20 protein-coding genes and 1 pseudogene are annotated in these 23,015 nt (G+C 67.8%); 5 read left to right on the top strand and 16 right to left on the bottom strand.

From position 1 onward, the window contains the following. Positions 1-170: 170 nt before the first annotated feature. Complete coding sequence (locus ACLARN_RS16160; protein WP_409492215.1) at positions 171-824, bottom strand: response regulator; 654 nt, start codon at positions 822-824, stop codon at positions 171-173. Further along, complete coding sequence (locus ACLARN_RS16155) at positions 824-1,990, bottom strand: sensor histidine kinase (RefSeq protein WP_409492214.1); 1,167 nt, start codon at positions 1,988-1,990, stop codon at positions 824-826. Before ACLARN_RS16155 ends, ACLARN_RS16160 begins: the two co-directional genes overlap by 1 nt. 206 nt (positions 1,991-2,196) lie before the next feature. Here ACLARN_RS16155 and ACLARN_RS16150 point away from each other — a divergent pair, with 206 nt between their 5' ends. Next, positions 2,197-2,784 (top strand): hypothetical protein, encoded by a 588-nt coding sequence (locus ACLARN_RS16150; protein ID WP_409492213.1) that lies wholly within the window; start codon positions 2,197-2,199, stop codon positions 2,782-2,784. A 70-nt stretch (positions 2,785-2,854) separates the two neighbouring features. Here the strand turns inward: ACLARN_RS16150 and ACLARN_RS16145 are convergent, their stop codons facing one another. Both ACLARN_RS16145 and ACLARN_RS16140 read right to left on the bottom strand, forming a co-directional pair. Further along, a complete protein-coding gene (locus ACLARN_RS16145) occupies positions 2,855-3,619 on the bottom strand; it encodes an SDR family oxidoreductase (RefSeq protein WP_409492212.1) in 765 nt (254 codons plus the stop codon). A 3-nt stretch (positions 3,620-3,622) separates the two neighbouring features. Continuing rightward, on the bottom strand, positions 3,623-4,516 hold the full coding sequence (locus ACLARN_RS16140) for an NAD(P)-dependent oxidoreductase (RefSeq protein WP_409492211.1): 894 nt from the start codon (positions 4,514-4,516) through the stop codon (positions 3,623-3,625). A gap of 121 nt (positions 4,517-4,637) precedes the next feature. Between ACLARN_RS16140 and ACLARN_RS16135 the strand changes: the two genes are divergently transcribed. Beyond that, a complete protein-coding gene (locus ACLARN_RS16135) occupies positions 4,638-7,883 on the top strand; it encodes a BTAD domain-containing putative transcriptional regulator (RefSeq protein ID WP_409492210.1) in 3,246 nt (1,081 codons plus the stop codon). Between the two features lie 46 nt (positions 7,884-7,929). Here ACLARN_RS16135 and ACLARN_RS16130 read toward each other — a convergent pair whose 3' ends face one another. The 10 genes from ACLARN_RS16130 to ACLARN_RS16085 form a co-directional block, all read right to left on the bottom strand. Further along, positions 7,930-8,190 carry a hypothetical protein gene (locus ACLARN_RS16130; RefSeq protein WP_409492209.1) on the bottom strand — a complete coding sequence of 87 codons (261 nt, stop codon included), beginning with the start codon at positions 8,188-8,190 and terminating at the stop codon, positions 7,930-7,932. Between the two features lie 534 nt (positions 8,191-8,724). Beyond that, positions 8,725-10,227, bottom strand: a complete 1,503-nt coding sequence (locus ACLARN_RS16125) for an MFS transporter (protein ID WP_409492402.1) — start codon at positions 10,225-10,227, stop codon at positions 8,725-8,727. Between the two features lie 109 nt (positions 10,228-10,336). Beyond that, entirely contained in the window at positions 10,337-10,909 is a 573-nt protein-coding gene (locus ACLARN_RS16120; protein ID WP_409492208.1) for a MarR family winged helix-turn-helix transcriptional regulator, read from the bottom strand. Next, positions 10,882-11,901 (bottom strand): arginase family protein, encoded by a 1,020-nt coding sequence (locus ACLARN_RS16115; protein ID WP_409492207.1) that lies wholly within the window; start codon positions 11,899-11,901, stop codon positions 10,882-10,884. The genes ACLARN_RS16120 and ACLARN_RS16115 overlap by 28 nt, the downstream gene beginning before the upstream one ends. Positions 11,902-11,926: 25 nt before the next feature. After that, complete coding sequence (locus ACLARN_RS16110) at positions 11,927-12,532, bottom strand: N-acetyltransferase family protein (RefSeq protein WP_409492206.1); 606 nt, start codon at positions 12,530-12,532, stop codon at positions 11,927-11,929. 41 nt (positions 12,533-12,573) lie between these two features. Continuing rightward, positions 12,574-13,080 (bottom strand): MarR family winged helix-turn-helix transcriptional regulator, encoded by a 507-nt coding sequence (locus ACLARN_RS16105; RefSeq protein ID WP_409492205.1) that lies wholly within the window; start codon positions 13,078-13,080, stop codon positions 12,574-12,576. 86 nt (positions 13,081-13,166) lie between these two features. Further along, positions 13,167-14,633 (bottom strand): saccharopine dehydrogenase C-terminal domain-containing protein, encoded by a 1,467-nt coding sequence (locus ACLARN_RS16100; protein ID WP_409492204.1) that lies wholly within the window; start codon positions 14,631-14,633, stop codon positions 13,167-13,169. Next, positions 14,630-15,784 carry a type III PLP-dependent enzyme gene (locus ACLARN_RS16095; RefSeq protein WP_409492203.1) on the bottom strand — a complete coding sequence of 385 codons (1,155 nt, stop codon included), beginning with the start codon at positions 15,782-15,784 and terminating at the stop codon, positions 14,630-14,632. Before ACLARN_RS16095 ends, ACLARN_RS16100 begins: the two co-directional genes overlap by 4 nt. Next, positions 15,781-16,674, bottom strand: coding sequence for a dimethylarginine dimethylaminohydrolase family protein (locus ACLARN_RS16090; RefSeq protein WP_409492202.1), 894 nt, complete (start codon positions 16,672-16,674; stop codon positions 15,781-15,783). The genes ACLARN_RS16095 and ACLARN_RS16090 overlap by 4 nt, the downstream gene beginning before the upstream one ends. A gap of 44 nt (positions 16,675-16,718) precedes the next feature. Next, the gene (locus ACLARN_RS16085; protein ID WP_409492201.1) at positions 16,719-17,789 is read right to left on the bottom strand and encodes a hypothetical protein; all 1,071 of its coding nucleotides are present in this window, start codon (positions 17,787-17,789) and stop codon (positions 16,719-16,721) included. Positions 17,790-18,201: 412 nt separating this feature from the next. Between ACLARN_RS16085 and ACLARN_RS16080 the strand changes: the two genes are divergently transcribed. Beyond that, the gene (locus ACLARN_RS16080) at positions 18,202-19,038 is read left to right on the top strand and encodes a methyltransferase domain-containing protein (protein WP_409492200.1); all 837 of its coding nucleotides are present in this window, start codon (positions 18,202-18,204) and stop codon (positions 19,036-19,038) included. Positions 19,039-19,464: 426 nt separating this feature from the next. Further along, a complete protein-coding gene (locus ACLARN_RS16075; protein ID WP_409492199.1) occupies positions 19,465-20,277 on the top strand; it encodes an ESX secretion-associated protein EspG in 813 nt (270 codons plus the stop codon). Positions 20,278-20,405: 128 nt separating this feature from the next. On the opposite strand, the gene ACLARN_RS16070 is transcribed toward ACLARN_RS16075, so the two are convergent. Continuing rightward, positions 20,406-20,981 carry a CGNR zinc finger domain-containing protein gene (locus ACLARN_RS16070; RefSeq protein WP_409492198.1) on the bottom strand — a complete coding sequence of 192 codons (576 nt, stop codon included), beginning with the start codon at positions 20,979-20,981 and terminating at the stop codon, positions 20,406-20,408. A 192-nt stretch (positions 20,982-21,173) separates the two neighbouring features. On the opposite strand from ACLARN_RS16070, the pseudogene ACLARN_RS16065 reads away from it, so the two are divergent. Then, positions 21,174-21,893, top strand: a pseudogene (locus ACLARN_RS16065) (LysE family translocator). 95 nt (positions 21,894-21,988) lie between these two features. On the opposite strand, the gene ACLARN_RS16060 reads toward ACLARN_RS16065, so the two are convergent. Next, positions 21,989-22,963, bottom strand: coding sequence for a sensor histidine kinase (locus ACLARN_RS16060; RefSeq protein WP_409492197.1), 975 nt, complete (start codon positions 22,961-22,963; stop codon positions 21,989-21,991). Positions 22,964-23,015 lie beyond the last annotated feature (52 nt).

The following is a 23,015-nucleotide window of genomic DNA, read 5'->3' as shown; positions in this document are numbered from 1 at the left end:
AGGAAGGTCATGGCGACCGCCGCAGGGCAGTGGCTGGACCGTAACCCTCACTGGGTGGATTTTGGTGCGTTGGATGACCCAAAATCCACACAATCCCTGTGACCACCGGATCCGGACGGACACCAAGGCCGACCCCGGCACCATCGGCGTCATCGTCTCGGCGGGCGGGCTCAGTCCTCGGAGTTCGCCAGTAGTCCGTGGTCGCGGGCGTAGATCGCCGCCTGGGTGCGATCCCGTAGTCCGAGGCGGCCGAGGATGCGGGAAATGTGGTTCTTCACCGTTCCCTCGCTGAGGTACAGCCGTGCCGCGATCTCGCGGTTCGTCGAGCCGACCGCGACGAGCCGTAGCACAGCGGTTTCCCTGCTGGTCAGTACTTCGGCGGGTGCTGGTCTCGCGGGTTCGGCTGATGGAGCCGCCGCGGCCAGGCGCCGTGCCACCGAGGTGTCGAGCTGGGTGATCCCGGCGTGCGCCAGCCGGATGGCGTCGGCCAGTTCGTCGGCGGGGAGGTCCTTGAGCAGATATCCGGCGGCACCGGCGCGCAGCGCCTGCACGACGTATTCGTCGTCGTCGAAGGTGGTCAGCATGACGATTCGGCAGCCGGGCGCCTTGTGCCGCAGGATCGCGGCGGCCTCGACGCCGTCCATCCCGGGCATCCGGACGTCCATCAGCACCACGTCGGGTTCGAGCGCGAGGACGCGGGCGACGGCTTCTTTCCCATCCGCGGCGACGCCGACCACCTCGATGCCCGGCTGGATGCCCAGCAGCGAGGCGATACCGTCCCGGATCAACCGCTGGTCGTCGACGACCAGCACGCGCACGCTCATCAGGCCGGCACCGTCACGGTGATCCGGGTGCCCGCCCCGGGACTGCTCTCGATCCGCGCGAGCCCGCCGACGAGCGCCGCGCGCTCGCGCAGGCCGAGCAACCCGAACCCTTCTCCGGACTCGGACGCTCCGGTGCTGAACCCGCGGCCGTCGTCGGCGACGACCAGCCGGGTCTCGGTGTCGCCGAACGTCAGCGACACCGAGACCCGATCAGCCTGTGCGTGCCTTCGCGCGTTGGTCAAGGCTTCTTGCGCAGCACGGAAAAGCGCGCTCACCGTCGCGTTGTCCCCAGCGCGCTCCTCGCCGTCCACGACGAGGCTGACCCGGAGCCGGTCGTCCCCGGCTTGGTCGACGAGCTCCGCGAGCGACGCGGACAGGGTGCGTCCCGCCCGCTCGTCACGGAGTGTCCCGACCGACCGGCGGACGTCGTCGAGCGCGTGTCGTGCCGAAGACCGCGCGTCGGCCAGCGCCTGGTCCGCGGCCCGTGGATCGCGGTCCCAGAAGGCGGACGCCTTCTCCACCTGCACCGCGATCGCGGTGAGGTGGTGGCCGAGGCTGTCGTGGATGTCCCTGGCGAGACGGTTGCGTTCCGCCGCCGCCGACAGGTCCGCGACCTGGGCGGCGTAGGAGGTCACCTCGCGCAACGACTCCTCGAGCCGGGTGCGGGCCCGCTGCTCGCGGACCGCGATCCCGGCCATGGCGATGGCGAGAACCAGGCCGATGACGAACATCAGCACGTCGGCGACGTAGTTGGCGCTGGTGTACCAGCCGGGAACCCACAAGGCGTAGGAATAGACGAGCAGCACCAGGCACAGCGCGCCGAGCGCGATACTCACCGTCCGGCCGAACGCGAGGTAGGCCGCGAACGGCACCAGCACGAACAGCGCCCGGGACAGCCCCGAGTCGTCCAGCGCGGCGACCGTGACGAACAGCGCGAGCCGGACGAGCAGGAACGCCAAGGCGGTGCCGCGCCCCTCGCCGCAGCGCCGTTCGGCGAGTTCCAGCACGAACAGCGCCGCGACGCCCGCGACGAACCCTGCTGTCCGAAGTGGACGGACGTCCGCGCCGAGCCCGGCGAGGACGTAGTAGAGGCCCGCGAGCAGCACGATCCCGTAAACGACCGCCGACACCCACGGCACCGGCGATTCCTTCCGCACGATCGTCACACCGTCACCTCCCAGTAGGGAGAGAGTACGGCTGATCCGGCGGCATTCGCCCCGGCCCGCGAAACCTTGGCCGAACGGCACGTGCCGTTCGGCGGTGATCGGTGCGAACTCCCGGTCCGGTCGGCACTTCCGGGCCGCAGCGGTCCTTCGTAGCGTTCGACCCCTGTCCTTGCACGCCAACGCTTGTGCCACAAAGGAGTTCTCATATGCTGTCGCCCACGTTGATCCGCCTCGGCGCGCCGTGCGGCATCGTCGCCGGCCTGTTCATCGCGGCTCCCGCGGCCGTCGAAACGGTGCTGGGGGAGACCGCGGCCACCAGCTTCGTCCTCGGCCTCGCCCCGGCCTTGGCGACGCCGACGCTCGTGGCGCTTTACGCGCGTCACAGCGAGGCCGCCGGCCGGTTCGGTGCCATCGCGTACCTGGTGAACCTGATCGGTCTCGGACTGTTCGGCGGCGCCGCGTTCACGCTGAACATGGCGCTGTTCTACCTCGATGGCCCGGTAGTCGCCGAACTACTGCGCGGCCCGACCACACTGGTCCTCACCGCGAGCGCGAGCGTGTTCGCCCTCGGTTCGGTGCTCTTCGGCCTGTCCCTGCTGCGCGCGAAGATCCACCCACGGCTGCCGTCGGGCCTCTACGTGGTGGTGCCTGCCGCGTTCGCGCTCGCCGCTCCCTTGCCGGACACCCTGTTCACCAGCGGGTTGCACATCCTGTTCGGCCTCACGCTCGGGTGGCTGTCGACGTCGATGTGGCGAAGCGCCGGCATCAGCCCGGTCTCGGCCACGACGTGCTGACTCGAGGGGCGGCCGGAACCCAGCCGCCCCTCGATCCCGACGAGGCTGCGCTCGTTCGTGCGATGCCTTCTTACTGCGGTGCGGGGATGCCTTGGCCGATGCCACCGTCGACGGTCAGTCTGGCGCCGGTGGTGAAGGTCGCGTCGAAGGCGAGGAACAGCACGGCCGCGGCGATTTCCTCGACGGTCCCGTGCCGCTGCATCGGGGTCGCCATGTCTCCCATTTTCACGAAGGCGTCCCGGTCGTCGTCGGTCATGCCGGTGATGCCCATCGTCGGGGTATCGATGAAACCGGGGCTGATCACGTTCACCCGGATGTTCCTGGGCAGCAGCGCGCCGGCGATCCCTTTGGCGAACGCCCGGACGGCTGCTTTCGCTCCGGAGTAGACGGTCAGGGCGTCTGTTCCGCCTTCGTCGGCGATGGAGGTGGTGAAGACGATCGAGCCACCATCGCGGATGAGAGGAGCCAGCCGCTGGGTGGTGAAGAACGCGCCCTTGGTGTTGGTGGCGAAGCTTTGATCGTAGGACGCTTCGGTTACCTGGGCGAAGGGTTCGAGCTTGGCGAGTCCGATGTTGACGAAGGCGAAGTCGATTCGGCCGAGCTTTTCTTCGACGAGGTCACCGAGCGCGTGGATGTCGGCCATGCTGGTGGCGTCGGATCGGACCACGTGCGCGGCCGGGGACGCGAGTTGGGTCCGTGCCGTTTCGATGTTCTTCTCGTTGCGGCCGGTCAACAGGACTTCCGCGCCACCGTCGAGGAGTGCCTTGACGACAGCGAGTCCCATGCCGTGCGTTCCGCCTGCGACGACGGCCTTCTTGCCTGAATACTTGCTCATCGTCTACTCCACGGGTTTCTTGATCAGGTCGACCATGTCGGCGAGACCGCGGCCATGAGCCGGCGGGCCGATGAGGTCTCGCAGGGGGATGAGCAGGTGGGAGAGCAGGGCTCTGTCGACGTTCTGGGCGTTGCTGGCCGTGACGATGTTGGCGATGGCCACCGTCTGCATGTCCGGCGGGGAATCGGATTCCGCGGCAGCCTGCGTGCTGGTGCCGTTTTGCTGGACGAGCAGGGGCAGCGCGACGGTCGCCGCGGTCAGCCAGGGCCCGAGCAGGGACGAGGCGAAGTCCGCGAGATCGGCCTTCTCCGTGCCGACGAGGGCGAGTGCGTGGCTCGCTCCGGCGAACTGGCCGTACATCGCGCTGAGCAGGGCCAGGTCGTAGAGCGACGCCAACCCTGCGGCGGCGCCGACGTACTTGGCGATGCCCAGCCTGTTCAGCGCCTGCTCGTACTGGTCGAAGACGGGCCGTGAGCCGCTGTAAAGGACGAAGGCTTCCGGCTGGCCGATCATCGGAGGCACGGCCATGATGCCGCCGTCGAGGTAGTCGGCGCCGCGCTCGGTCGCCCAGGTCGCGGTCTCGCGGGCCTGGTCCGGAGTGCCGTTGGTGAGGTTCACCAGCGCTCGACCGGCCAAGGCGTCGCCGACCGGATCGAGGATCTCGTGCAGGACCGGGTAATCCAGCAGACAGACGACCACCAGAGGGCTGGCCGTGACCGCCTCGGTGATCGTGGCCGCCCGCGTCGCGCCGTCCGCGACGAGACTGTCGGCCTTGCCCGCCGAGCGGTTCCAGACGGTGGTGGGGTGGCCGGCGGCCAGGAACGCGGCGGCCAGCGCCTTGCCCATCGCGCCGAGGCCGATGACCGTCACCGGGACGGGTGGGTCGTGCTCGTTCACTCAAAACTCCATTCGGTCTGTGACCACCACTCTGGGAGGGGACACCCCAGGTCCGGTCTAGGTCCGGTCTAGGTCGGGTGCGCGTCGAGTCGGCCGCAGGCCCGCCGGTTACCGTGGTGCCGTGCGTTTCGGAGTGCTCGGTCCGCTGGCCGTGTGGACGGCGGACGGGACTCCGGTCGACGTCAGGGAGTCGAAGGTCCGTGCTCTGCTGGCGGACTTGCTGATCCACGAGGGACGACCGGTGTCGGCCGATCGGCTCATCGACGATCTGTGGGGCGAGCAGCTTCCGCTCAACCCCAGGAAGACCTTGCAGACGAGGGTCTGGCAACTCCGGCGAGCGTTGGAAGACGCCGAGCCGGGAGGGCGGGACCTGGTGGTGTCCCAGCCGCCCGGATATCTGCTGCGGGTCGATCCGGCCATGGTGGATCTGGGCCGGTTCCGGGACCTGACCGCGCAGGCGCGAATCAGCGACGACGCCCGGACCCGGGCGGGGCTGTTGTCGGAGGCCCTGCGGCTGTGGCGCGGGCAGGCCTTCGCCGACTTCCAGGACGAGGAGTTCGCCAGGCACCTCACTCGACGTCTTGAGGAGGAGCGGTTGGTCGCCCTCGAAGAACAGGCTGAGGCGAGACTGGAGTCTGACGACCGGCTCGCCGCCGCGCTCGTCGGCGAGCTCGGCGAACTGGTGGCTCGATACCCTCTGCGGGAACGCCTGTGCGCGGTCCACATGCGTGCGCTCTACCTTGCGGGGCGCCAAGCTGAGGCACTGGCCGCCTACAGCGGGCTTCGCCAGCGGCTGGCCGAGGAACTGGGCTTGGACCCCGGGCCCGAGCTGGCCGCCCTCCACCAGTCGATCCTGGAACAGGCCACCCACCTCAGCTTTACCTCCGGCGTCGCGCCGCGAACCAATCTGCCCATCCCGCTGAGCGCCCTGATCGGCAGAGCGGACGTCGTCGGCGCGGTGCGCTCGGAGCTGGGCACGGACCGGTTGGTGACACTGACCGGCCCTGGCGGTGTCGGCAAAACGCGGCTGGCAGTGGAAACGGCGGGCCGGTTGGTCGATGCCTTCCCCGACGGCGTTTGGCTGGTCGAACTGGCCATGCTGGATCGCCAGGGCGATCCGAGGACGTCAGCGGAACTGACCGACCTGGTGGCTGCGGTCCTCGGCCTCCGAGACGACGCCACAACTGCCCTGTTTCCCTCCACCGGTCCCGTTTCCTCGCTCGATCGGCTCACCGGCGCTCTGCGGACGAAGCAGCTCCTGCTGGTACTGGACAACTGCGAGCACGTGACCGAGTCGGCCGCCGAACTCGTCGGACGACTGCTGTCGACCGCACCGGGCCTGCGAATCCTGGCGACCAGCCGTCAACCGCTCGCGGTCGACGGGGAGCAGGTGTGGCCCGTGTCGCCGCTGGAGCCACCGGCCCCCGGGGCGGCGATCGAAGCCGTGCGCGAGTCCAGCGCGGTCCGGCTGTTCCTGGCACGAGCGAGCGCCGCCGTGCCCGGGTTCGACCTGACCACCGACAACGCCGACGCCGTCGCCACGATCTGCCGACGGCTCGACGGAATTCCTCTCGCTTTGGAACTGGCCGCCACTCGGATCCGGGCACTGGGCGCGCGGGAACTGGCCGCGCGAGTGGACGACCGGTTCCGGTTGCTGGCAGGCGGGAACCGGGGAGCACCGGCCCGTCAGCGGACGTTGCGGGCGATGATCGACTGGAGCTGGGAACTGCTCACCGAGGCCGAACGCGTCGTCCTGCGCCGCCTGTCCGTCCACTCCGGAGGCTGCACCATCGAGGCGGCCGAAACCGTCTGTGCGGGCGGGGGAGTGCGGGCGGGGGAGGTTCTCGATCTGCTTGCCCGGTTGGTGGACCGTTCGCTGGTCGTCATGACCGAGACCGCGGACGGCCCTCGGTACCGGCTACTCGAATCCGTCGCGGCCTACAGCCACGAACACCTCGACGAAGCGGGTGAGTCCGAACGGATCCGGCAGCTGCACCGCCGGTACTACACCGAACTCGCCGAACGCGCCGAGCCACACCTGCGAAGCGGACAGCAACGACACTGGTTGCGTCGCCTCGACACCGAGACCGCCAATCTCCACCGGGCGCTGGACGAAGCGATCCAGCACGACGAAGCGGAATTGGCTCTCCGGCTGGTCAACGCGCTGGGCTGGTACTGGTTCCTGCGCGGCAGGCTCGGCGAAGCACGCCGAATGCTGAACCTGGTCTTGACCCGCCACGGGTCGGCGCCCGCCGCGACGAGAGCCGTGTCGGCCGTATGGCAAGCAGGTATCTCACTGCTGATCCGCGATGCCACCGATCCGGACACGGTCGTTCCGAGCGGTGTGCTGGACACGGTGAACGACGCCGTCGCCGACCCTGCCGTGCGAGCGTGGGCCGACTGGTTCCTCGGCTTCGCGCAGAGCGGTTTCGATGCCCCGGCAACGACCGGTGACCGGATCGACCGGCTTCTGGCGGCCTATCGCGCCGCCGACGACAACTGGGGCGTCGCGGCCGTCCTGATCACGCATACGTTCGCACTGGCCAAAGGTGACATTGCCGAAGCCGGCCGACTCGGCCGTCGAAGCCTGACCCTTTTCGAGCAGCTCGGCGACAGCTGGGGGCAACTGAAGGCCAGGCAGCGCCTCGCCACGCTGTCCGAAATCAGTGGCGACTACGAAGACGCCGCACGTCTTCGCCGGGAGGGCCTGCGCAACGCCGAAGAACTCGGGTTGTGGACCGAGGCGGCGTACGAACTGTCCGGACTCGGCCGCAGCGCCCTGCTGGCAGGCGACTACGGCACAGCGGAGGAGTTCCACACCCGAGCGATGCGACTGGCCGCGGAACAGTCCCACCAGTGGGGCGTCCAACACGCCGAAGTCGGCCTCGGGCTCGGCGCACGCAGGCAAGGCGAACTCGATACCGCCGAAACACATCTGCGAAACTGGCTCGACTGGTGCCGACGCTGGAACGGAACCCCCGGCCTCGCACTGATCCTGGCCGAACTCGGCTTCATCGCGGAACAACGCGGCGACGCGTCGACGGCACTCGCCCTGCATCTCGACGGTTACACCGCGGCACAGGCCACCGGCGACCAACGGGCGATCGCGCTCGCACTGGAAGGACTGGCCGGAGCGCACTCGCTCACCGGCCATCACCACCGTGCCGCCCGTCTGCTCGGCGCGGCCACCACACTCAGGAAAGCAGCGGGAGCGCCATTACCACCCGCCGAACGCGGCGACATCGACCGGATCACCACCAGGATCCGGCGCAACCTGCCCGAAAACGTCTTCGTCACCGAATTCGAACACGGTCGGAGAAATGACGTCGACGACGTCGTCGGACACACCGCAACGCCGAATACCTAGTGTCATGAGCAACCGCTTTCACTGGTCGCGGCAGCAGGAGACTGGGCTACGTGATGCTGGCGTGTCGCGTCGGAGTGTCCTCGCTCGAGGGTTCAGTGATCTGACGTTCGTGCTGCGAGGCAAGCTCGATGGGCCGGTCGTGGCGGTAGTTGACGAGTTCGCGTTTGCCGTCGGTGGTGCTGATCTGCACCGTCGTGTCAGTGACCAGTACTGCTGCGGCCTGGAGCAGAGCGGAGCGGTGGCCTGGCCAGGGTTCGTGCCAGAACCAGTCACCTTCGCGCAACGCGGCCGCGAATACGGTGTGCATGGCGCCGAGCGTAAATACAGACAATTCCCGCGGCGGGCGAACAGTCCAGGATTTACCGGGTCGTGTGCCGGTTGATACCAATGTGGGTGACGCGAACTTCGGCCGCAGCTCAGGGCGATCTGTCCGATTGCTCCCGATATGTACGTTTTTGTTGTTGCTGGGAAGATTTGGGGGCGTTGGGTGTCCCCAGCGTCCCGGCAAAGTTGCCTTCGCTGGTCGGTGGCGCTCCTGGTGTTTTGACTGGGCATCGTCGGCTGTCCGAAGGGGGTGGACGGCAGGGGGCTTGGGGGATCCGGGTTCTATTGAGGGACAAGGCAAAGGTGGCGTCGGGTGAGGGGTGTGTGGAAATAGGGACGTTGAGTGTCCCTATTTCCACACACCCCTCTGGATCTGGTGGTCACCGGGACTCCTCGTGCGGGACTGTGTGGATTTTGGGTCATCCAACGCACCAAAATCCACACAGTGAGGGCCGAGGTCCGGCACCGCTCCCGAACTCGACATCTTGACTTCCCCGCTCGGCTCTGAATGAGGCATTCAGGAAAGCTTTCCGCGTGTGCTCACGCTGTCACGCGTCCCGTCGTCGGCCGATTCGGAAGGCTCGGCGGGAACCGACTCGCCGGTGGCCGGGATGTGCCGTAGAACGACCGCGGCCAGGATGGCCAGCGCGAGAATGACGGCGCCGGTGATAGTGGCGGAGATGTTGAGCCCGGAGGTGAAGGCTTCTTTGGCCTGCGCCAGCAGCGGGGGAGGGACCTCGGGCGTGGACTTGGCCTCGGCCAAGCTCTCGCCGACCGCGGAGGCGGCGCCATCGGGCCCATCGGTGAAGCGCATCTGATCGCGGTACACCAGGGTGGTCAGGCTGCCCAGCATGGCCACACCCATGGCGACGCCGAGTTCCTGGACGGTCTCGGACATCGCGGCGGCGGAGCCGGCTCGATGAGCGGGGGTGGTGCCGACCACCAGGTCGGAGCCGAGCGCTCCCACCGCTCCGAATCCGAGGTAGACCAGAGCGAATCCGGCCACGATCAGGCCGATGCTGCCAGGGCCCTCCACCTGGGTGAGCAGAACGTAGCCGAGGACGGACAGGACGAGGGTGCCCGAGACGACGTAGCCGGGTCGCACGCGACGCGCGATCAGGGGAGCGCCGATGGCGGCCACGACCATCGCCAGGGCGGGTGGGCCCATCCACGCGCCCGCGGCCAGCGGGGTGAGCTCTTCGACGAGTTGCAGGTGCTGGGTGACCAGATACAGCGCACCGCCGACGCCGACGAGTCCCACGAGCAGGACACCAAGGGCGGTGCCGGAGGCGCGATTGGTGAACAGCGCGACGTCGAGCAGCGGGTCGCTCAGACGGCGCTGGCGGCGGACGAAGGCGAGGGTGAAGACCACGCTGGCCACCAGGGTGACGGTGGTCTGGGTGTCGAAGCCGTGGGCGGCCGCGTGCTTGATCGCGTAGACCAGGGGAAGGATGGCGCCCAGCGAGAGTGCGACGCTGAGCAGGTCGACCCGCCAGGTGCCCTCGGCGCGGTACTCCGGCAGCAGCACCGGTGCGGTCAGCAGCACGAGCGCGGCGATGGGAAGTGCGAGAAGGAACGCCGAGCCCCACCAGAAAGCCTCCAGTAGCACGCCGCCGACAAGTGGGCCGGCGGCCATGCCGAGGGCGAAGGTGGTCGCCCAGACGCCGATCGCCAGTGCTCGTTGGCGGGCGTCGGTGAACATGTTGGTGATCAGGGCGAGGCAGGAGGGCATGAGCGTCGCGCCCGCCACGCCCAGCAGGGCCCGTGCCGCGATGAGGATCTCAGCGCTGGGGGCGAAGGCGGCGACGATCGAGACGATGGCGAACGCCGCGGTGCCGATCATGAGCAGGCGGCGGCGACCGAGGCGGTCTCCGATCGCGCCCATGGTGACCAGCAGCCCGGCGATCACGAGCCCGTAGGAGTCGAGGATCCACAGCGCTTGGGTGCCGGTGGGCCGCAGGTCGACCGAGAGGGCCGGAAGGGCGAGGTAGAGCAGGGTCACGTCGAGCCCGAGCAACATCGTCGGCAGGGCGAGGACCGCGAGGCCCGTCCATTCCCTCGGGCCTGCCCGGCTCGAATGCGCGGTTCCTGTTTCCCTCGGGTTCTCCGACACGACGGTCTCCCTTCGATCAGGTCAAACGTTCGTTCTCCGAATGCAGAAGCCCCTCGGGGGCGTCGGGTTCCATGGCGACGACCGCGGTTTCCACTGGGCAGCGCGACGGTGGGCAGGTGCTGATGTCGCAGAGCCGGCACACCTCATACCCCCGGGACGGGTGAGTGATCATCGCGGTCAATATCCGTTCGAGGAGGCGGTCGAGCACGACGCGTTCCTGCTTGCTCGATTCGGGCAGCAGATGCTCCAGTACCGAGCGGCGGGCGGCGAGGACGCGTCGGGCCTCGCGATGGCCGGCGTCGGTCAGCACCACCGAGGTCGTCCGACGGTCATCGTCGAGATTGCGCCGCACGGCGAGACCATCGCTCTCGAGCAGATTGACGAGGCGAATCGTGGCCGGGCGGCTGACGCCCAGGAACCGCTGCAGGGTGCTCATGGTGAGACCTTCGTACTGAGCGGTCATGGCCAGCGTCGCCGCGAGCGCGCCACTACGGCCGGCCGCGGTCTCGACCGCGGACGCGAGCTGGTCGTGCACTCCGGTCACGACCGCGCCGAGCAGGTTCAGGGTGCGGTGGGATTCGTTGGACATGGTGTCATGTTCGCCCAGATGGCGGCTTCGCTCATCGGCCGGTCGGTCGACTTCGGTGGAGGCGATGCTGGAGGGCAGGTCGTCAGAAGGGACCCGACCCAGTCGAGAATGCGCTGCGCGCCTGTTCCGTCCGGGTCACGATCCGGGTCGTAGACGCACACGGTGATGCCGACGCACCCTGGCTCACCGAGCGCGGTGGCGGCGAGTTCGCTGAGCTGGTTCCAGTCCAGCCCGCCTGGCTGGGGGTAGCTCACCGCGTCCAGTGCGTCGCTCGACAGCACGTCGAGGTCGATGTGCAGCCACCAATGCGCGGCGTGGGCGCGGATGCGGGCCAACGCCTTCCGCGCGTACTCGGCGGCGCTGTCCTCGCCGATGGTGAGCTGCCGCGCCGTGATCAGCCTGATCCGTTCGGCCAGCGACGGGACGTCACTGGCGCCGGCGATCTCGGCGCCGTCGCGGGGGCCCAACGCGACCACGGCGCTTTCGTCGAGCACAGGGAACTGGGACTCGAGCGACGCCGGCAGCTGTTCGCGATGCTGCCCCAGCAGGAACCCGAGTTCGCTGTCGGCGGCCTCGCCGGTGTCGGACTCGTGCGGTGGCCAAGCGTCTTCGTGGCCATCAATGAACAGCAGCCCTACCTGGTCGTCGCCGAGCGCGTCCTGGGCCCCGCGCAGGCAGCCGGGCAGGATCGCGCAGTCCCCGCCGAGCACCAAGGGCCGATCCCCGTCGAGCAGGGTCGCGGCTACCGCAGAACGCGTGGTGGCGGTCACGGCCTCAAGCCCTGGAAGGGATCGCAGTCCCGAGTGCCCGTCGCGGTGGTCGCAGGCCGCCGAGGTGCCGATGGCGACGTTGCCGCCGTCGGTGACCGGTTCGTCGGGCCCGAGGGCGGCGCGCAGTCGTTCGATGAGCCCGGCGTCGCGTAGCGCCTTCGGCGCCAGAGCTTCGTGGTCCATCCGGCCGGCAGAGCTGAATGGCGCACCGATCACTCGCATTGCTGTTCGCCTCCAGACGTGATGGTCAGGCCAGGCCGCGCCGCATGATGACTCGTCCTGGCGAGGGGCGTTCGGTCTCGGTGAACCCATGACGCGTGAACAGGTCCACGGTGCCCATGTGCAATTCCCCGGACGAGTAGCGGCGATGCTCGGAATCGGTGGGGTAGGCCTCAAGGGTGTGCGCGCCGTGCCGCTCCGCGTGGCGGACCGCGGCGGCGAGCAACTGGTCGGCGACGCCGTGGCGGCGATGCCCGTTCTTGATGTAAAAGCACGGCACCGCCCACACACCAGTGTCGTCAGGCTCGGCCGGGCGCAGGGTCCGCGAGCTGCGCAGCCGCACATACGCGGGGCGCGGCGCCACCGCACACCACCCCACCGGATGCCCGTCGTGGTAGGCCAGTAGCCCGGGCACCTCGCCCTCGCGCACCAGACGGGAGAACTCGGCTCGCGCGGGCGCGCCCCGCATCCGGTCGTACTCGGGTCCCGAGGGCACCCGCCAGTACATGCACCAGCAACCCTCGCAGCCTCCGTTGCTGCCGAACGCCTCCACGACGTCGTCCCATCGGTCGGGCTCGGCCGGGTGGATCGTCACGTCGTCGACGTGCTGCGCCGACGTGGCATTGGCGCTCATCACCTGCTCCTCTCTCGATCGGTGGCCAGTGGTGGAACCCGTTATGGCACCGAACTTTCGACGGGACAGTCGGCCGGGGGGCATACGGAGTAGTCGCAGAACCGGCACACGCGATCCGCGCGGGACCGGTCCTTGACCAGATGAGCGAGCACCGGCTCCGTGGCCTCGGCGACAGCGGCGCGCTGGGCGTCGCTCAGCGGGGCGAGGACACGCGCCACCACCTCACGGCGCCGCGTCACGACGTCCGTGGCCGCGGCACGACCCTGATCGGTCAACCAGAGCGTGACACCGCGCTGGTCGGTGGTGTCGCGGCGGCGTTCGACCAGTTCCGCCGCGACAAGCCGGTCGACAAGACGGACCGCGCCGGAGCCGGTGAGCCCGAGAACCCGGCCGAGGGCGTCGACCCGGGCTCCCGGCGCCGACAGCAGTGTCGCGAGGGCGGCCGTGCCGACCGTCGACTGACCCGCGACGTGCCCGCTGCCCGCCTCGAGCTCGTCGGACAGCGCCACGACGAGCGCGGCGAAGAGGTTCGCGGTCCGGTCATCCATGGCTCCACTATATATGACTGACGCAGTCATGCAGTTTGAACGGGAGCGCCGTCCCGCCGCGGTGGGCCGCGGCGGGGCGGCGGGGATCACGACACGAGAACGTTGGAGAACTGCCACGGGTCGTCGGGCGGGGTCACGCCGAGGTAGTCGTCGAACGGGCCCGGCCCGGTCGCCTGGGGGGTCCAGTCGCTGCGGACCGACGGGGTGGGGCCGAGATAGGGATCGGCGATCGCGAGGATCTCGTGGTGATCGAGGTCGTCGGGCCTGCACAGTCCCCGCTCCGGGTGGCGCACGGCGGCGAACACCGCCGCCAGAACGGAGGCCGCGACCTGAAGGGTGGTGGCGTTCTGCCCGCTCACCAGCTCGCGGGTCTCCTCGATGGTCAGTTGCGAGCCGGTCCACCATGCCCCGAGGTCATGGCCGAGCAGCAGCACGCCGAGTTCGTCGGCGCCGCTGATGATCTCGTCGGTCATGATCCGCTGGCGCTCTTGGAGCCGGAACCCCCGCATCTTGCACTCGTGCACCGAGGCCAGCGCCGCGTCAGTGGGTAGGTAGGCGTAGTGCACCGTCGGACGGTAGGCGACTTTCCCGTCGTCATCGGTGACGGTGAGATGGTCGCTGATCGTCACTGCTTCGCCGTGCCGGATCAGCATCCCTTCTATCGGGCCCGACGAGGGCACCCACGAGCGCACCCAGGTGGCCATACCCGGACGGGCGAGGCAGATCTGGTTGCCGATGCCGTCCTCCGGGACCACCGCCGCCGGCGGCAGCTCACGCTCGTGGGTGCCCCACCCGAGTTCGGCGGGAGCGACCCCTTCCTCGTAGAAGCCCTCGACCGACCAGGTGTTGACGAACTCCTCCGGCTCTTTGGGCAACGATCCGATCTGGGTGTCGCGCTCGGAGATGTGGATGGCCCGGGTCCCGGTCTCCATCGCCATCCGCGCGTGGTCGCCCTCGTCCAACGCCTGCTCGATCCGGGCCCGTCGCAGAAGGTCCTCGACGCCGTCCTTGAGCATGGCCGTGGCGACATCTTCGAGCCCGACCTTGGTCCAGTGGCTCACCAGACCCGGGTTGGCGCCGTGCTCGATGATCGCGGTCGGGCCGCGGCTGTCCCAGTCCCGGCTCATGCGCCGCAGTGCGTGGTGGCGGGCGAAGAGGGTCTTGTCGGTCGGGTGCCGGGCGTTCATGTCCGCGTAGGGATCCCACTGCTCGACCGAGGTGTCGACGTAGAGCACGCCGTTGTCGTGGCACCATCCGATGATGTCTTCGGTGCCGATGTTCCAGGTCAGGTTCACCAGCACGTCGCCGGGGCCGACCTGCTCGGAGAGGGTCTCGGCGAGGTTCTCGGGGGTCAGCTGCCGCTGAACGAACCGGCACCCCGCGGCGAGCGTGTCCGGGATCTCCGTGCGCCGGTCGGTCATGTCCAGCACGGTCAGCCGGTCGCGGGGCATGTCCAGGTGGGCGAGCAGCAGCGGCTGCAGGCACTGGGACACCGAACCACAGCCAAGGACCAGCACCCGGCCAGTGACGGAAAGGCGTGCGTTTCCGGTCATGATCCGCCTCCGATGCAATGCGTCGGCAACGGCGGGAAACCGTTGAAGCCGATCGAGGAATAGCTCGCGGTGTAGGCGCCGGCGCTGAGGAAGTCGACTCTGTCACCGATCTCGAGCTCTTTGGGCAACGCGTAGGCGGCGTCGCGGTAGATCACGTCGATGCTGTCGCAGGTCGGTCCGGCCATGATCACTGGCTGCGTCGGTCCGCCGCGCTCGGTCTCGACCCGATACAGGATCGCCTCGCCCTCGGTCTCGGCGAGCCCGCCGAAGCGACCCGCGTCCAGGTAGACCCAGCGTTCGGCGCCCTCGAACGGCTCGCGCACCGAGACCACCTGGGTGCGCAGCACGCCGGCCTCGGCACTGAGCGAACGGCCGGGTTCGGTCACGATTCGTGGCCGCTGATCGCCGGGGAACCACCGGTCGAGCGCCTGCTCGATCGCCTTCCCGAACTGGTTGATCGGGAGGACCGGCTCGGCGTAGCGGGCAGGAAAGCCACCACCGAGGTTGAGCATCTCGAGCTCCACGTCGTTGGCTCGCAGCTTCGCGAATGCCTCGGACGCGGCGGCGATGTTGGGCTCCCACCGCGCCGGCTCGAGTTGCTGGGAGCCGACGTGGAAGGACAATCCGTAGGGACGCAGGCCTCGCTGCGCCGCGAGTGTCATCAGCTCCACGGCGTACTCGAGTGAACAACCGAAGTTGTCGCCAAGGCGCCAGCGCGCCCCGGTGCTCTCACTGAGCAACCGGCAGTACACCGCCGCCCCCGGGGCCGCGTCGGCGATTTTTTCGAGTTCGCGCACGTTGTCGAACACGAACATCGACACTCCTCGCCGGTGGGCGTAGGCGATATCCGCGCTCTTCTTGATGGTGTTGCCGTAGGACAGCGAGCCGGCATCGGCTCCGTTGTCCAGACACAGGTCGATCTCGGCCCGGCTCGCGACGTCGAAGCAGGCTCCCAGCTTCACCAGCAGGGCGATCACCGCGGGTTCCGGGCTCGCCTTGACCGCGTAGTACGGGGTCGCGTACGGCAGCGCGGCCCGTTGTTCGTGGTAGCGCCGAGTCACCACGTCGAGGTCGAGCACCAGGCAGGGGGTGGACGGGTCGTGGTCGTGGAGCCACCGCGCGATGCGGGGGCTGAACGCGGCCACCGTCATCCCACCACCCCCGCGGTGAGGGGAGCCGTCGCACGGTCCAGTTCCACGTCGAGGGCCAGGGTCAGGCAGCGGCAGCCGCCGCCCGCCTTGCCGAACTCGGAGACATCGCATACCGCCGGATCGAAGCCGCGGCGCTCGAGTTCGCGGCCCAGCCTCGGTGTGCAGTGCGGCATCACCACGGTGCGCCCGGCCACCACGGCGTTCGCGCAAAACGCCGACGCTTCCTCCGGCGTCAGAACCACCGGGTCCTCGACGATCTCAGCCAGCGCGGCGCGGCCGGTGGCGGTGAAAGCCTCCGGCACCACCATCGCCGTCCGATCGTCGAGCGGGCAGATCCCCAAATCGACGTGGTAGTAACGGGGATCGGTGAGTTCGAGCGCGGTCACCGTCCAGCCGCGGCGCGTCCGCAGGTCGGCATAGGCCGACGCGGAGGACCGGGGGCCGTAGCCGGCCACGAGCCCGCCGGCGAACGCCACCGCGTCACCCGCGCCCTCCTGCGGCGCGGCGGGCGGCTGCTCGATCGTCCAGCCCAGTTCCTCGAACCGACCGCGGACGTGGTCGACCTCGGGAGCGCGTTCGGACCGGCTCATCCGGGCCGGAGTAATCGTTGTGCCGTCGACGATGCCGGCGTTGGCCGTGAAGACCATGTCCGGTAGCCCCGGCTCGGCCGGCACGGTCTGGACCTCGGTGCCGGCTGCCTCCAATGTGGACACCAGTTCGTCCCATTGCCGCCATGCTCGATCGGAATCCACCTTCACGTCCGTGTCCATCCAGACGTTGATGGAATACGTGACGTCGAAGTGCTCGGGTGAGCACATCAGAACGCTGCGGCCCCACTCGGGACCACCTTCTATTGCCTCCTCAGGTGCCTTGGACGTCGTCGGTGTCATTGCGCCATCCTTCCGGTTGATTCGGCGTACTCGGCGTCGTCAGCTCAGTACTCGAAGAGCTCCTTGTTGTGCGCTACGCGCGGGGGCCACGGGTTGTGGTACCGGGCGCACTCTTCGATGGGATGCCCGTGGAACAACCCATAATTGACGTGGTCGGGCGGGAATTCCTCGGTGGAGATGTAGTCGAGGATCAGATACGGCCAGACTTCCGCGTCGACCTCGTCGAAGGATTCGTGCACCGTCCGCGAATCACTGGTGACGTCGGTGGGCACGAGGACGTCGGTGTGATAGACGGCGGAGTAGCGGGTCGGGTCGAAGTTGTCCGGGATGTAGTGCGGTCGCTTGCGTTCAGGCACCTCGTGGTGCTCTTCGGCCGCCTCGTTGTGCCAGCTCGCGCTGGGCACGTGCGGGCACCCGATACCGCCGTTGCCGATCGACCGGAACGCCGTCTCGCGGACGAAGTCGGTCGCGGCCTCGAACGAGTCCTGCAATCCCCGCTTGGCCAGCGAATTGGCGTAGTGGCCCGGCGAGTTCATCGAGAACATCAGTCCACCGGGCAGGCGCCGATCGTGGTTGACCGTGCGGTGGGCGCCGGAGTAGAAGATGTTGCAGCCGGCCTTGAACACGGTCAGCACCCCGTCGGAACGGCGGAACGGGACCGCTTCGGTGTAGATCACGTCCCGCTCGATGGGCGCGTGTTCGACCAGGTAGAGATTCGACAGCTCCACGCAGACGTCGACGAGTTCCTTCCCAGGACGGGCGTAAGCCAGGTGCCTACTGTTGACCATGATCAGGAATCCGCTGCTCTCGCCGCGTTCGGCGCGGTCCTTCCATTCGCGGCGCTCTCGCTGGATCTTCGCCGCGACGTGATCACGTCCCGCGTCGAGGTCGTCCTCGCTGATCCAGCACACGTTGGCGCCGAGTCCCTTGGGGCCGTCGGATCCCTGCATCGCCAGGCGCCCGAACAGGCACGGTTGCTTCTGGCCGAGCCACTTGAACAGCACGGCACGTTTGTCCATTTCGGACACCTCAGGCGCTAACAGCGTTTCGTGCGCCAGCGAGATGTCGTCGCCTAGATCGACATCCGGGCTCATCTGCGGGAGCTGATCGATCACTTCTCGCAATGATCGTTTGGCCGCCGGTGTTTCTCGTGTGCCGGCCAATGTCGTCATCAGACTTGTCATGGTGAATCCATCCTCTCGTCGCCTCGGTTTTCCATCGGTAGGCCGGGGCCCCGCATCAGGGGAATACATCACCCGATGGACACGGTAGTGGGGAAATACGTCACTCGCTGACGTGAATACGACAGGTATTTTCTTGGCGATACCGCCAGTAGAGTGGAGTACCCACGGTGAAAACGAGTGGTCCAGACCTGAAGACCACGAGGCGAATTTACGCCATGACAAGGAAAAACTCGGATTACAAGGAGCGAGCATCCGCTCTTCAGCGCGCAGAGCTTGACATGGTCGGGCATGGTGGAGGCATCGTCTCTGGCCGAATACCAAGCAAGATGCGGAGGAGCTCACCATGATCACGGAAACCGCCTCGCAGAAAGCTCAGGCCTATTACGAGCAGGCCGAAGCCATGTACGTCAGCCTGTATGGACCGAACTTCCACCACGGTTATTGGCCGTCTGCCGACGACGGCACGACCTACGAGCAGGCGCTGGACAACCTGACCGACCAGATCATCAACCGGGTCGGGGCGCGCCCGGGGGACCGAGTACTCGATCTCGGCTGCGGTATCGGCGGACCGGCGATCCGGCTCGCCCGCACGACCGGCGCGCACGTGGTCGGTGTCTCGAACGTCGCCACCCAGATCGAACACGCCAACGCCAGGGCAAGCGCTGACAACATGGCCGAACAGGTCAAGTTCGAGCAGGCCGACGCGCTGGAGTTGCCGTTCCCCGACGAATCGTTCGACGCGGCCATCGCCATCGAGTCGCTGATCCACATGGATCGCGCTCCGGCGTTGAGTGAGATCGCCCGCGTTCTCCGCCCCGGCGGCGTCTTCACCGCCGCGGACTTCTGCCTCAACGCCTCCGTCACTCCCGCACGCCAGCAGGTGCTCGACCGGTACCGCGATCTCGATTCACTCGGCTCGTTCCACCGGTTCGACGAGTTCCCGCCGATGCTCCGCCGCGCCGGGCTGGAGCCAGTCGAGCTTCTCGACGCGAGCAGTCATGTCGAGAAGTCCGTCAAGATGTGGTGGGAGCGAACCGAAGCAGATCTCGAAAACCTGACGAACCAGTACGGCAAGCAGGAACTGGACGACTTCATCGGCCTTTTCGACGACGTCATCACCCACGGTGGACCCGAGTATCTGATCTTCACCGCCCGCAAGCCCGCCAGTCCGCGACCATGACACCGATCAAGAGTCGGGCCCGGGCGGCGACGTGATCCTCGACTTGGTCGCACCCTCCGGCGTAATCTACCGGCTGAAGAACCCAACGCGACGGACTCGGCGGCGGACGTGATCACCACGGGCACGGTCAGCGCGTCGGCCGTACAAGTCACTGGAACCTGGCGGTTGCGCGCGAGTGACGTCTCGCAGCGCGATACCGGCCACCTCGACTCCGGGAGCCCGCAATTCTGATCGACGAAAACCGTCGTCGGCCGCCGTGGCCGGAAAAGGTGCCCGAGACCGGGCTGGGACCGGAAGCGCTCATGCTGGTGGTGGTCGATCAAGCCCGCCTGCAGATCGCCGCGGCCGGTGAGGAGGCCGTTCGCCCTTCCTGCCCGTCCCCGGCGGGCGGGCAGGAAGGTTGAGGTGACCGGCAGCCTGGTGACGATGGGTCTTCCGACCCTCCCCGTGCTGGTCTACGAGGTGCTGTGGGAACGGCTCGGCCTCGGGCCGATGCCGTTCCCGCTCGTGGTGCGCCGGCACGGCCGTGACGACGCGGAGCGACGAGAGTGTCGGGCCCGTGCCCATCGATGGCTGACCTCCAACAGTCTCGGAGACGTGGACAACCTCGACGGCGACCTGCTCCAGGCTTTGCGAGCCGTCGACGACCGCGACTTCGCACTGTCCTTGCTCTACAGCGACGCCACCGGACAGACCAGGATCGGCTGCTTCCCCCAGCCCACGGGCCGGGCACTGCGCATGGTCCTGCGCAACGAGACCGTGGAACTGGGATGGATGAACGCGAAGCGGATGGCGGAAGGCATGCTGGAGGTTCTGCCCGATGTCCCACCGGGCGCCGGTCGCCCCCTTCGCGTGGCCGAACTCGCCCTCGCTCGATCGGGCCGGATGTGGCGGCGGTCAGGGCGGCTCGGTGACGGGACGCGCTCGTTGATCGAGCACGGCGTGGATCCTGATGGCGCCGAACGGTTCCTGCGGGTTCTGTCGGGGGCGAGCGCGATCGGCCAGGCGAGTGCGGTGCGATCGGGAACCGCCGGGGAGGTACTGACCGCCGTCCGTCCACTGTCCTTTGTGGATACCGGCGGTGGCCGGTACGTCGTCATGCGCAGCTACGGATCGGTCACGCTCATGCCGGCCGACAGTGTGACGTTGGCGGCCCGGATCAAAGGGCTCGCGCACGACGACTTCATCGAGTCGGCGGGATCAGGAGCCAAAGGAATTACCGATAGCGTGCGGGGATGAGCGACGAGATCCTGCCCGCTATCGCTCTGCGCGTAGAGAATTCCGGAAGAACGCAATCGAGACTGGCGATCTCGCGGACATGTTTCTGCGGGGGAGACGACGGTCGGAGTTGTCTATAGGAGCCGCGGTCAGCCGGCAGGGCTTGAGTTCTTCCGTTTGTTGGCGAGGAAACGTGCCTTTTTCTCGCGATTCCCGCAGGTGTTCATATCGCACCATCTACGGGTGCGGCTTCGGCTGGTGTCGAAGAACGCGGCTCGGCACGTCGGCGATGCGCACAAGGCCATCCTTCCGTCGCGTTCTCCGGAAACGATGCTGATCGCGTCGGCGGCGATCACGCTGAGGGCGTCTTCCACCGAAGCGGAACCCAGCCGCCAATCCCGGCTGCCTTCGGTCGTCAAGATCGCCGAGGCCAAGCCGTGTGTGCTGTAGGCGTTGATGACCCGGACAGCCGAAGCGGGAAGCGGGTTCTGGTTCGCGACGGCGGTCGCGGTCGCGTGAATCGATTCCCGTAGTTCTCGAGCGTGGTCGAGTTGGGACTCGGTGCAGGAGTCGACCGCGAGCCCGCTGATCGCCAACCAGTCCACGAGCCGGGATGGCACGGGAATGCGCTCCAGTGGCTCGCCGCACCGCTCCGTCAGGGTTCCCGTGAAGCTGGTCGCCAGGACGCTGCCAAGACGAAACTCGGGGAACTGCTCGACGGACATGGAACCAGCATAGCCGGTTGCTTCCCCGTGGAGCAAACATGATAGAACCGTCATAGATGGTTCTATCTCGATTGGGGATCCCATGGAACTCTCCAAGATCCGCGTTGGGCGTCCGGCCGTTCCAGTGCGGAGTGGTCGCTACCGGCACCGCGGAGCTTTCGCGCGCCGCGCCCGGGCCGGAGGTGTCCGACGATGGTGGATTTGACGGTATTGCCGGGCTATGTCGCCATGATCCTGCTCTTTCTCGGTCCGCCCGGGCCCGACATGGCCTACATGCTCGCAGTGGGCCTCGAAGGCGGTCGCCGGGCCGCGGTGAAAGCGATCCTCGGCATCGGAACAGGCATGAGTGTCTACGTCGCCGCCGTCGTCATCGGGCTGGGAAAGATCGCCCAAACGTACCCGTGAGTACTTGACGCGGCGAGAATATTCGGTGCGGTATATCTCTTGTGGTTGGCGTACTCGACGATGCGCAACGCGCGTCAAGCGATCAGTGAGCATGGCGATATCACGGCAGGTAGGTGGTATCTGCGGGGCATGTTCGTCAGTCTGACGAACCCGAAGATCATGCTCTTTTTCCTTGCGGTACTCCCGCAGTTCCTGGGAAGCGCGAAGAGTCCTGGTTTGCAGATGGCGATGCTCGGGGCGGTCGACGTGCTCATGGAAGTGGTTCTTTATGGAGCCATCGGACTGTTGGCGGGAGTCTTTCACGCACGCTTTGCTGGCAAAACGAAGGTGGCGACCGTGCTGAACTATGTCGCATGCGTCGTCTATGTCGTTTTGGCGGTGACGATCATTGTCGATGTTCTGCTGACCGAACCGTTGCCGGTGGCATCGGTCAAGGGCTGTGCGGACCCGTCTTCGGGCGCCGCGACCACTTGCGAATTCGTTAGATCGCCATTGGGTGCCGACTGATCGCCCGAGCCGACGACCTCGCCACCCCTGGCCGGGTTGCCGTCGTGCTGACCAACACTCGCACATGCCGCGAAGGCCACGTGGTCAGTGCGCTGTCATGCCGAAGAGCGGTGGACGAGGAGGTCTTGGCCGGTTCCGACTCCGGTGGCCTGGTTCTGTAGGGGCCCGGCTACCGGCAGTGTGACTTTCACGATCAGGCCGCCGCCGTCGCGGGGCCGCGCGTACACGTGGCCGCGGTGGGCGTGGGCCACCGTACGCACGATCGACAGCCCGAGCCCTGCACCCATCCGGGTGGCCTGCCGGTCCGTCGTGAGCCGGCGGAACGGCTCGAACAGGCCGGGCAGCTCATAAGGCGGCACCACCGGCCCTGTATTGGTGACCACCAGCTCGACCAGTCCGTCCGGCCGGGTGCCGCTGGTGACCTGGACCCAGCCGTCCGGCACGTTGTAGCGCACGCCGTTCTCCACCAGGTTCTGCACGAGTCGTTCCAGCAGGACCGCGTTGCCCATGGCCGGGGCTTCGTCGGCGGACGTGGTCACGGCCGGGTGTTGCGCGGCCACGTGCGTCACGACGTCCGCGAGGTCCACATAGGACAGTTCGCCCAGCTCGCGGTCCGATTTGGCCAGCGTGAGCAGGCCGTCGATCAGCCGCTCGTGCCGACCGTTGATCTCCAGCAGTGTCTCGCCGAGCTGTCGGACCTCCACCGAGACATCGCGACGCCGCACCGCGATCTCGAGCAGGGTGCGGTTGAGCGTCAGCGGGGTGCGTAGCTCGTGGGAGGCGTTGGCGATGAACCGCCGCTGCCCGTCGAAGGAGTGGTCGAGCCGTTCTAGCATCAGGTCGAAGGTGTCGGCGAGCCGCTTGACCTCGTCCGGCGGCCCGTCGAGGGCGATGCGTTCGTGCAGGCCGCGGTCTCTGCCGGGGGAGTCGGCGATACGCCGTGCGGCCCGCGTCATCTGGTCGATCGAGCGGTCGTCGGCGAGCCGGCGCTGCTGCTGGCCGACGAGCCGACCGGGAACCTGGATTCCGCTTCCGGTGCGGGCGTGATGGACCTGCTGTGGGAACTGCACGAGGGCGGCACCACGGTTCTGGTGATCACGCACGACCGGGAGATCGCCGGCA

This window comes from Amycolatopsis sp. cmx-11-12 (genome assembly GCF_046269425.1).
Lineage (GTDB): Bacteria > Actinomycetota > Actinomycetes > Mycobacteriales > Pseudonocardiaceae > Amycolatopsis.
The sequence above is the reverse complement of the archived record's forward strand: the minus strand, read 5'-3'. Positions and strand labels throughout refer to the sequence as shown.

Bases quoted from the DNA above. Each gene is read 5' to 3' on its own strand.
- ACLARN_RS16160 (WP_409492215.1), bottom strand. From the start codon at position 824: ATGAGCGTGCGCGTGCTGGTCGTCGACGACCAGCGGTTGATCCGGGAC.
- ACLARN_RS16150 (WP_409492213.1), top strand. From the start codon at position 2,197: ATGCTGTCGCCCACGTTGATCCGCCTCGGCGCGCCGTGCGGCATCGTC.
- ACLARN_RS16145 (WP_409492212.1), bottom strand. From the start codon at position 3,619: ATGAGCAAGTATTCAGGCAAGAAGGCCGTCGTCGCAGGCGGAACGCAC.
- ACLARN_RS16130 (WP_409492209.1), bottom strand. From the start codon at position 8,190: ATGCACACCGTATTCGCGGCCGCGTTGCGCGAAGGTGACTGGTTCTGG.
- ACLARN_RS16125 (WP_409492402.1), bottom strand. From the start codon at position 10,227: ATGTTGCTCGGGCTCGACGTGACCCTGCTCTACCTCGCCCTTCCGGCC.
- ACLARN_RS16120 (WP_409492208.1), bottom strand. From the start codon at position 10,909: ATGTCCAACGAATCCCACCGCACCCTGAACCTGCTCGGCGCGGTCGTG.
- ACLARN_RS16115 (WP_409492207.1), bottom strand. From the start codon at position 11,901: ATGCGAGTGATCGGTGCGCCATTCAGCTCTGCCGGCCGGATGGACCAC.
- ACLARN_RS16110 (WP_409492206.1), bottom strand. From the start codon at position 12,532: ATGAGCGCCAATGCCACGTCGGCGCAGCACGTCGACGACGTGACGATC.
- ACLARN_RS16105 (WP_409492205.1), bottom strand. From the start codon at position 13,080: ATGGATGACCGGACCGCGAACCTCTTCGCCGCGCTCGTCGTGGCGCTG.
- ACLARN_RS16100 (WP_409492204.1), bottom strand. From the start codon at position 14,633: ATGACCGGAAACGCACGCCTTTCCGTCACTGGCCGGGTGCTGGTCCTT.
- ACLARN_RS16095 (WP_409492203.1), bottom strand. From the start codon at position 15,784: ATGACGGTGGCCGCGTTCAGCCCCCGCATCGCGCGGTGGCTCCACGAC.
- ACLARN_RS16090 (WP_409492202.1), bottom strand. From the start codon at position 16,674: ATGACACCGACGACGTCCAAGGCACCTGAGGAGGCAATAGAAGGTGGT.
- ACLARN_RS16080 (WP_409492200.1), top strand. From the start codon at position 18,202: ATGATCACGGAAACCGCCTCGCAGAAAGCTCAGGCCTATTACGAGCAG.
- ACLARN_RS16075 (WP_409492199.1), top strand. From the start codon at position 19,465: ATGGGTCTTCCGACCCTCCCCGTGCTGGTCTACGAGGTGCTGTGGGAA.
- ACLARN_RS16070 (WP_409492198.1), bottom strand. From the start codon at position 20,981: ATGTCCGTCGAGCAGTTCCCCGAGTTTCGTCTTGGCAGCGTCCTGGCG.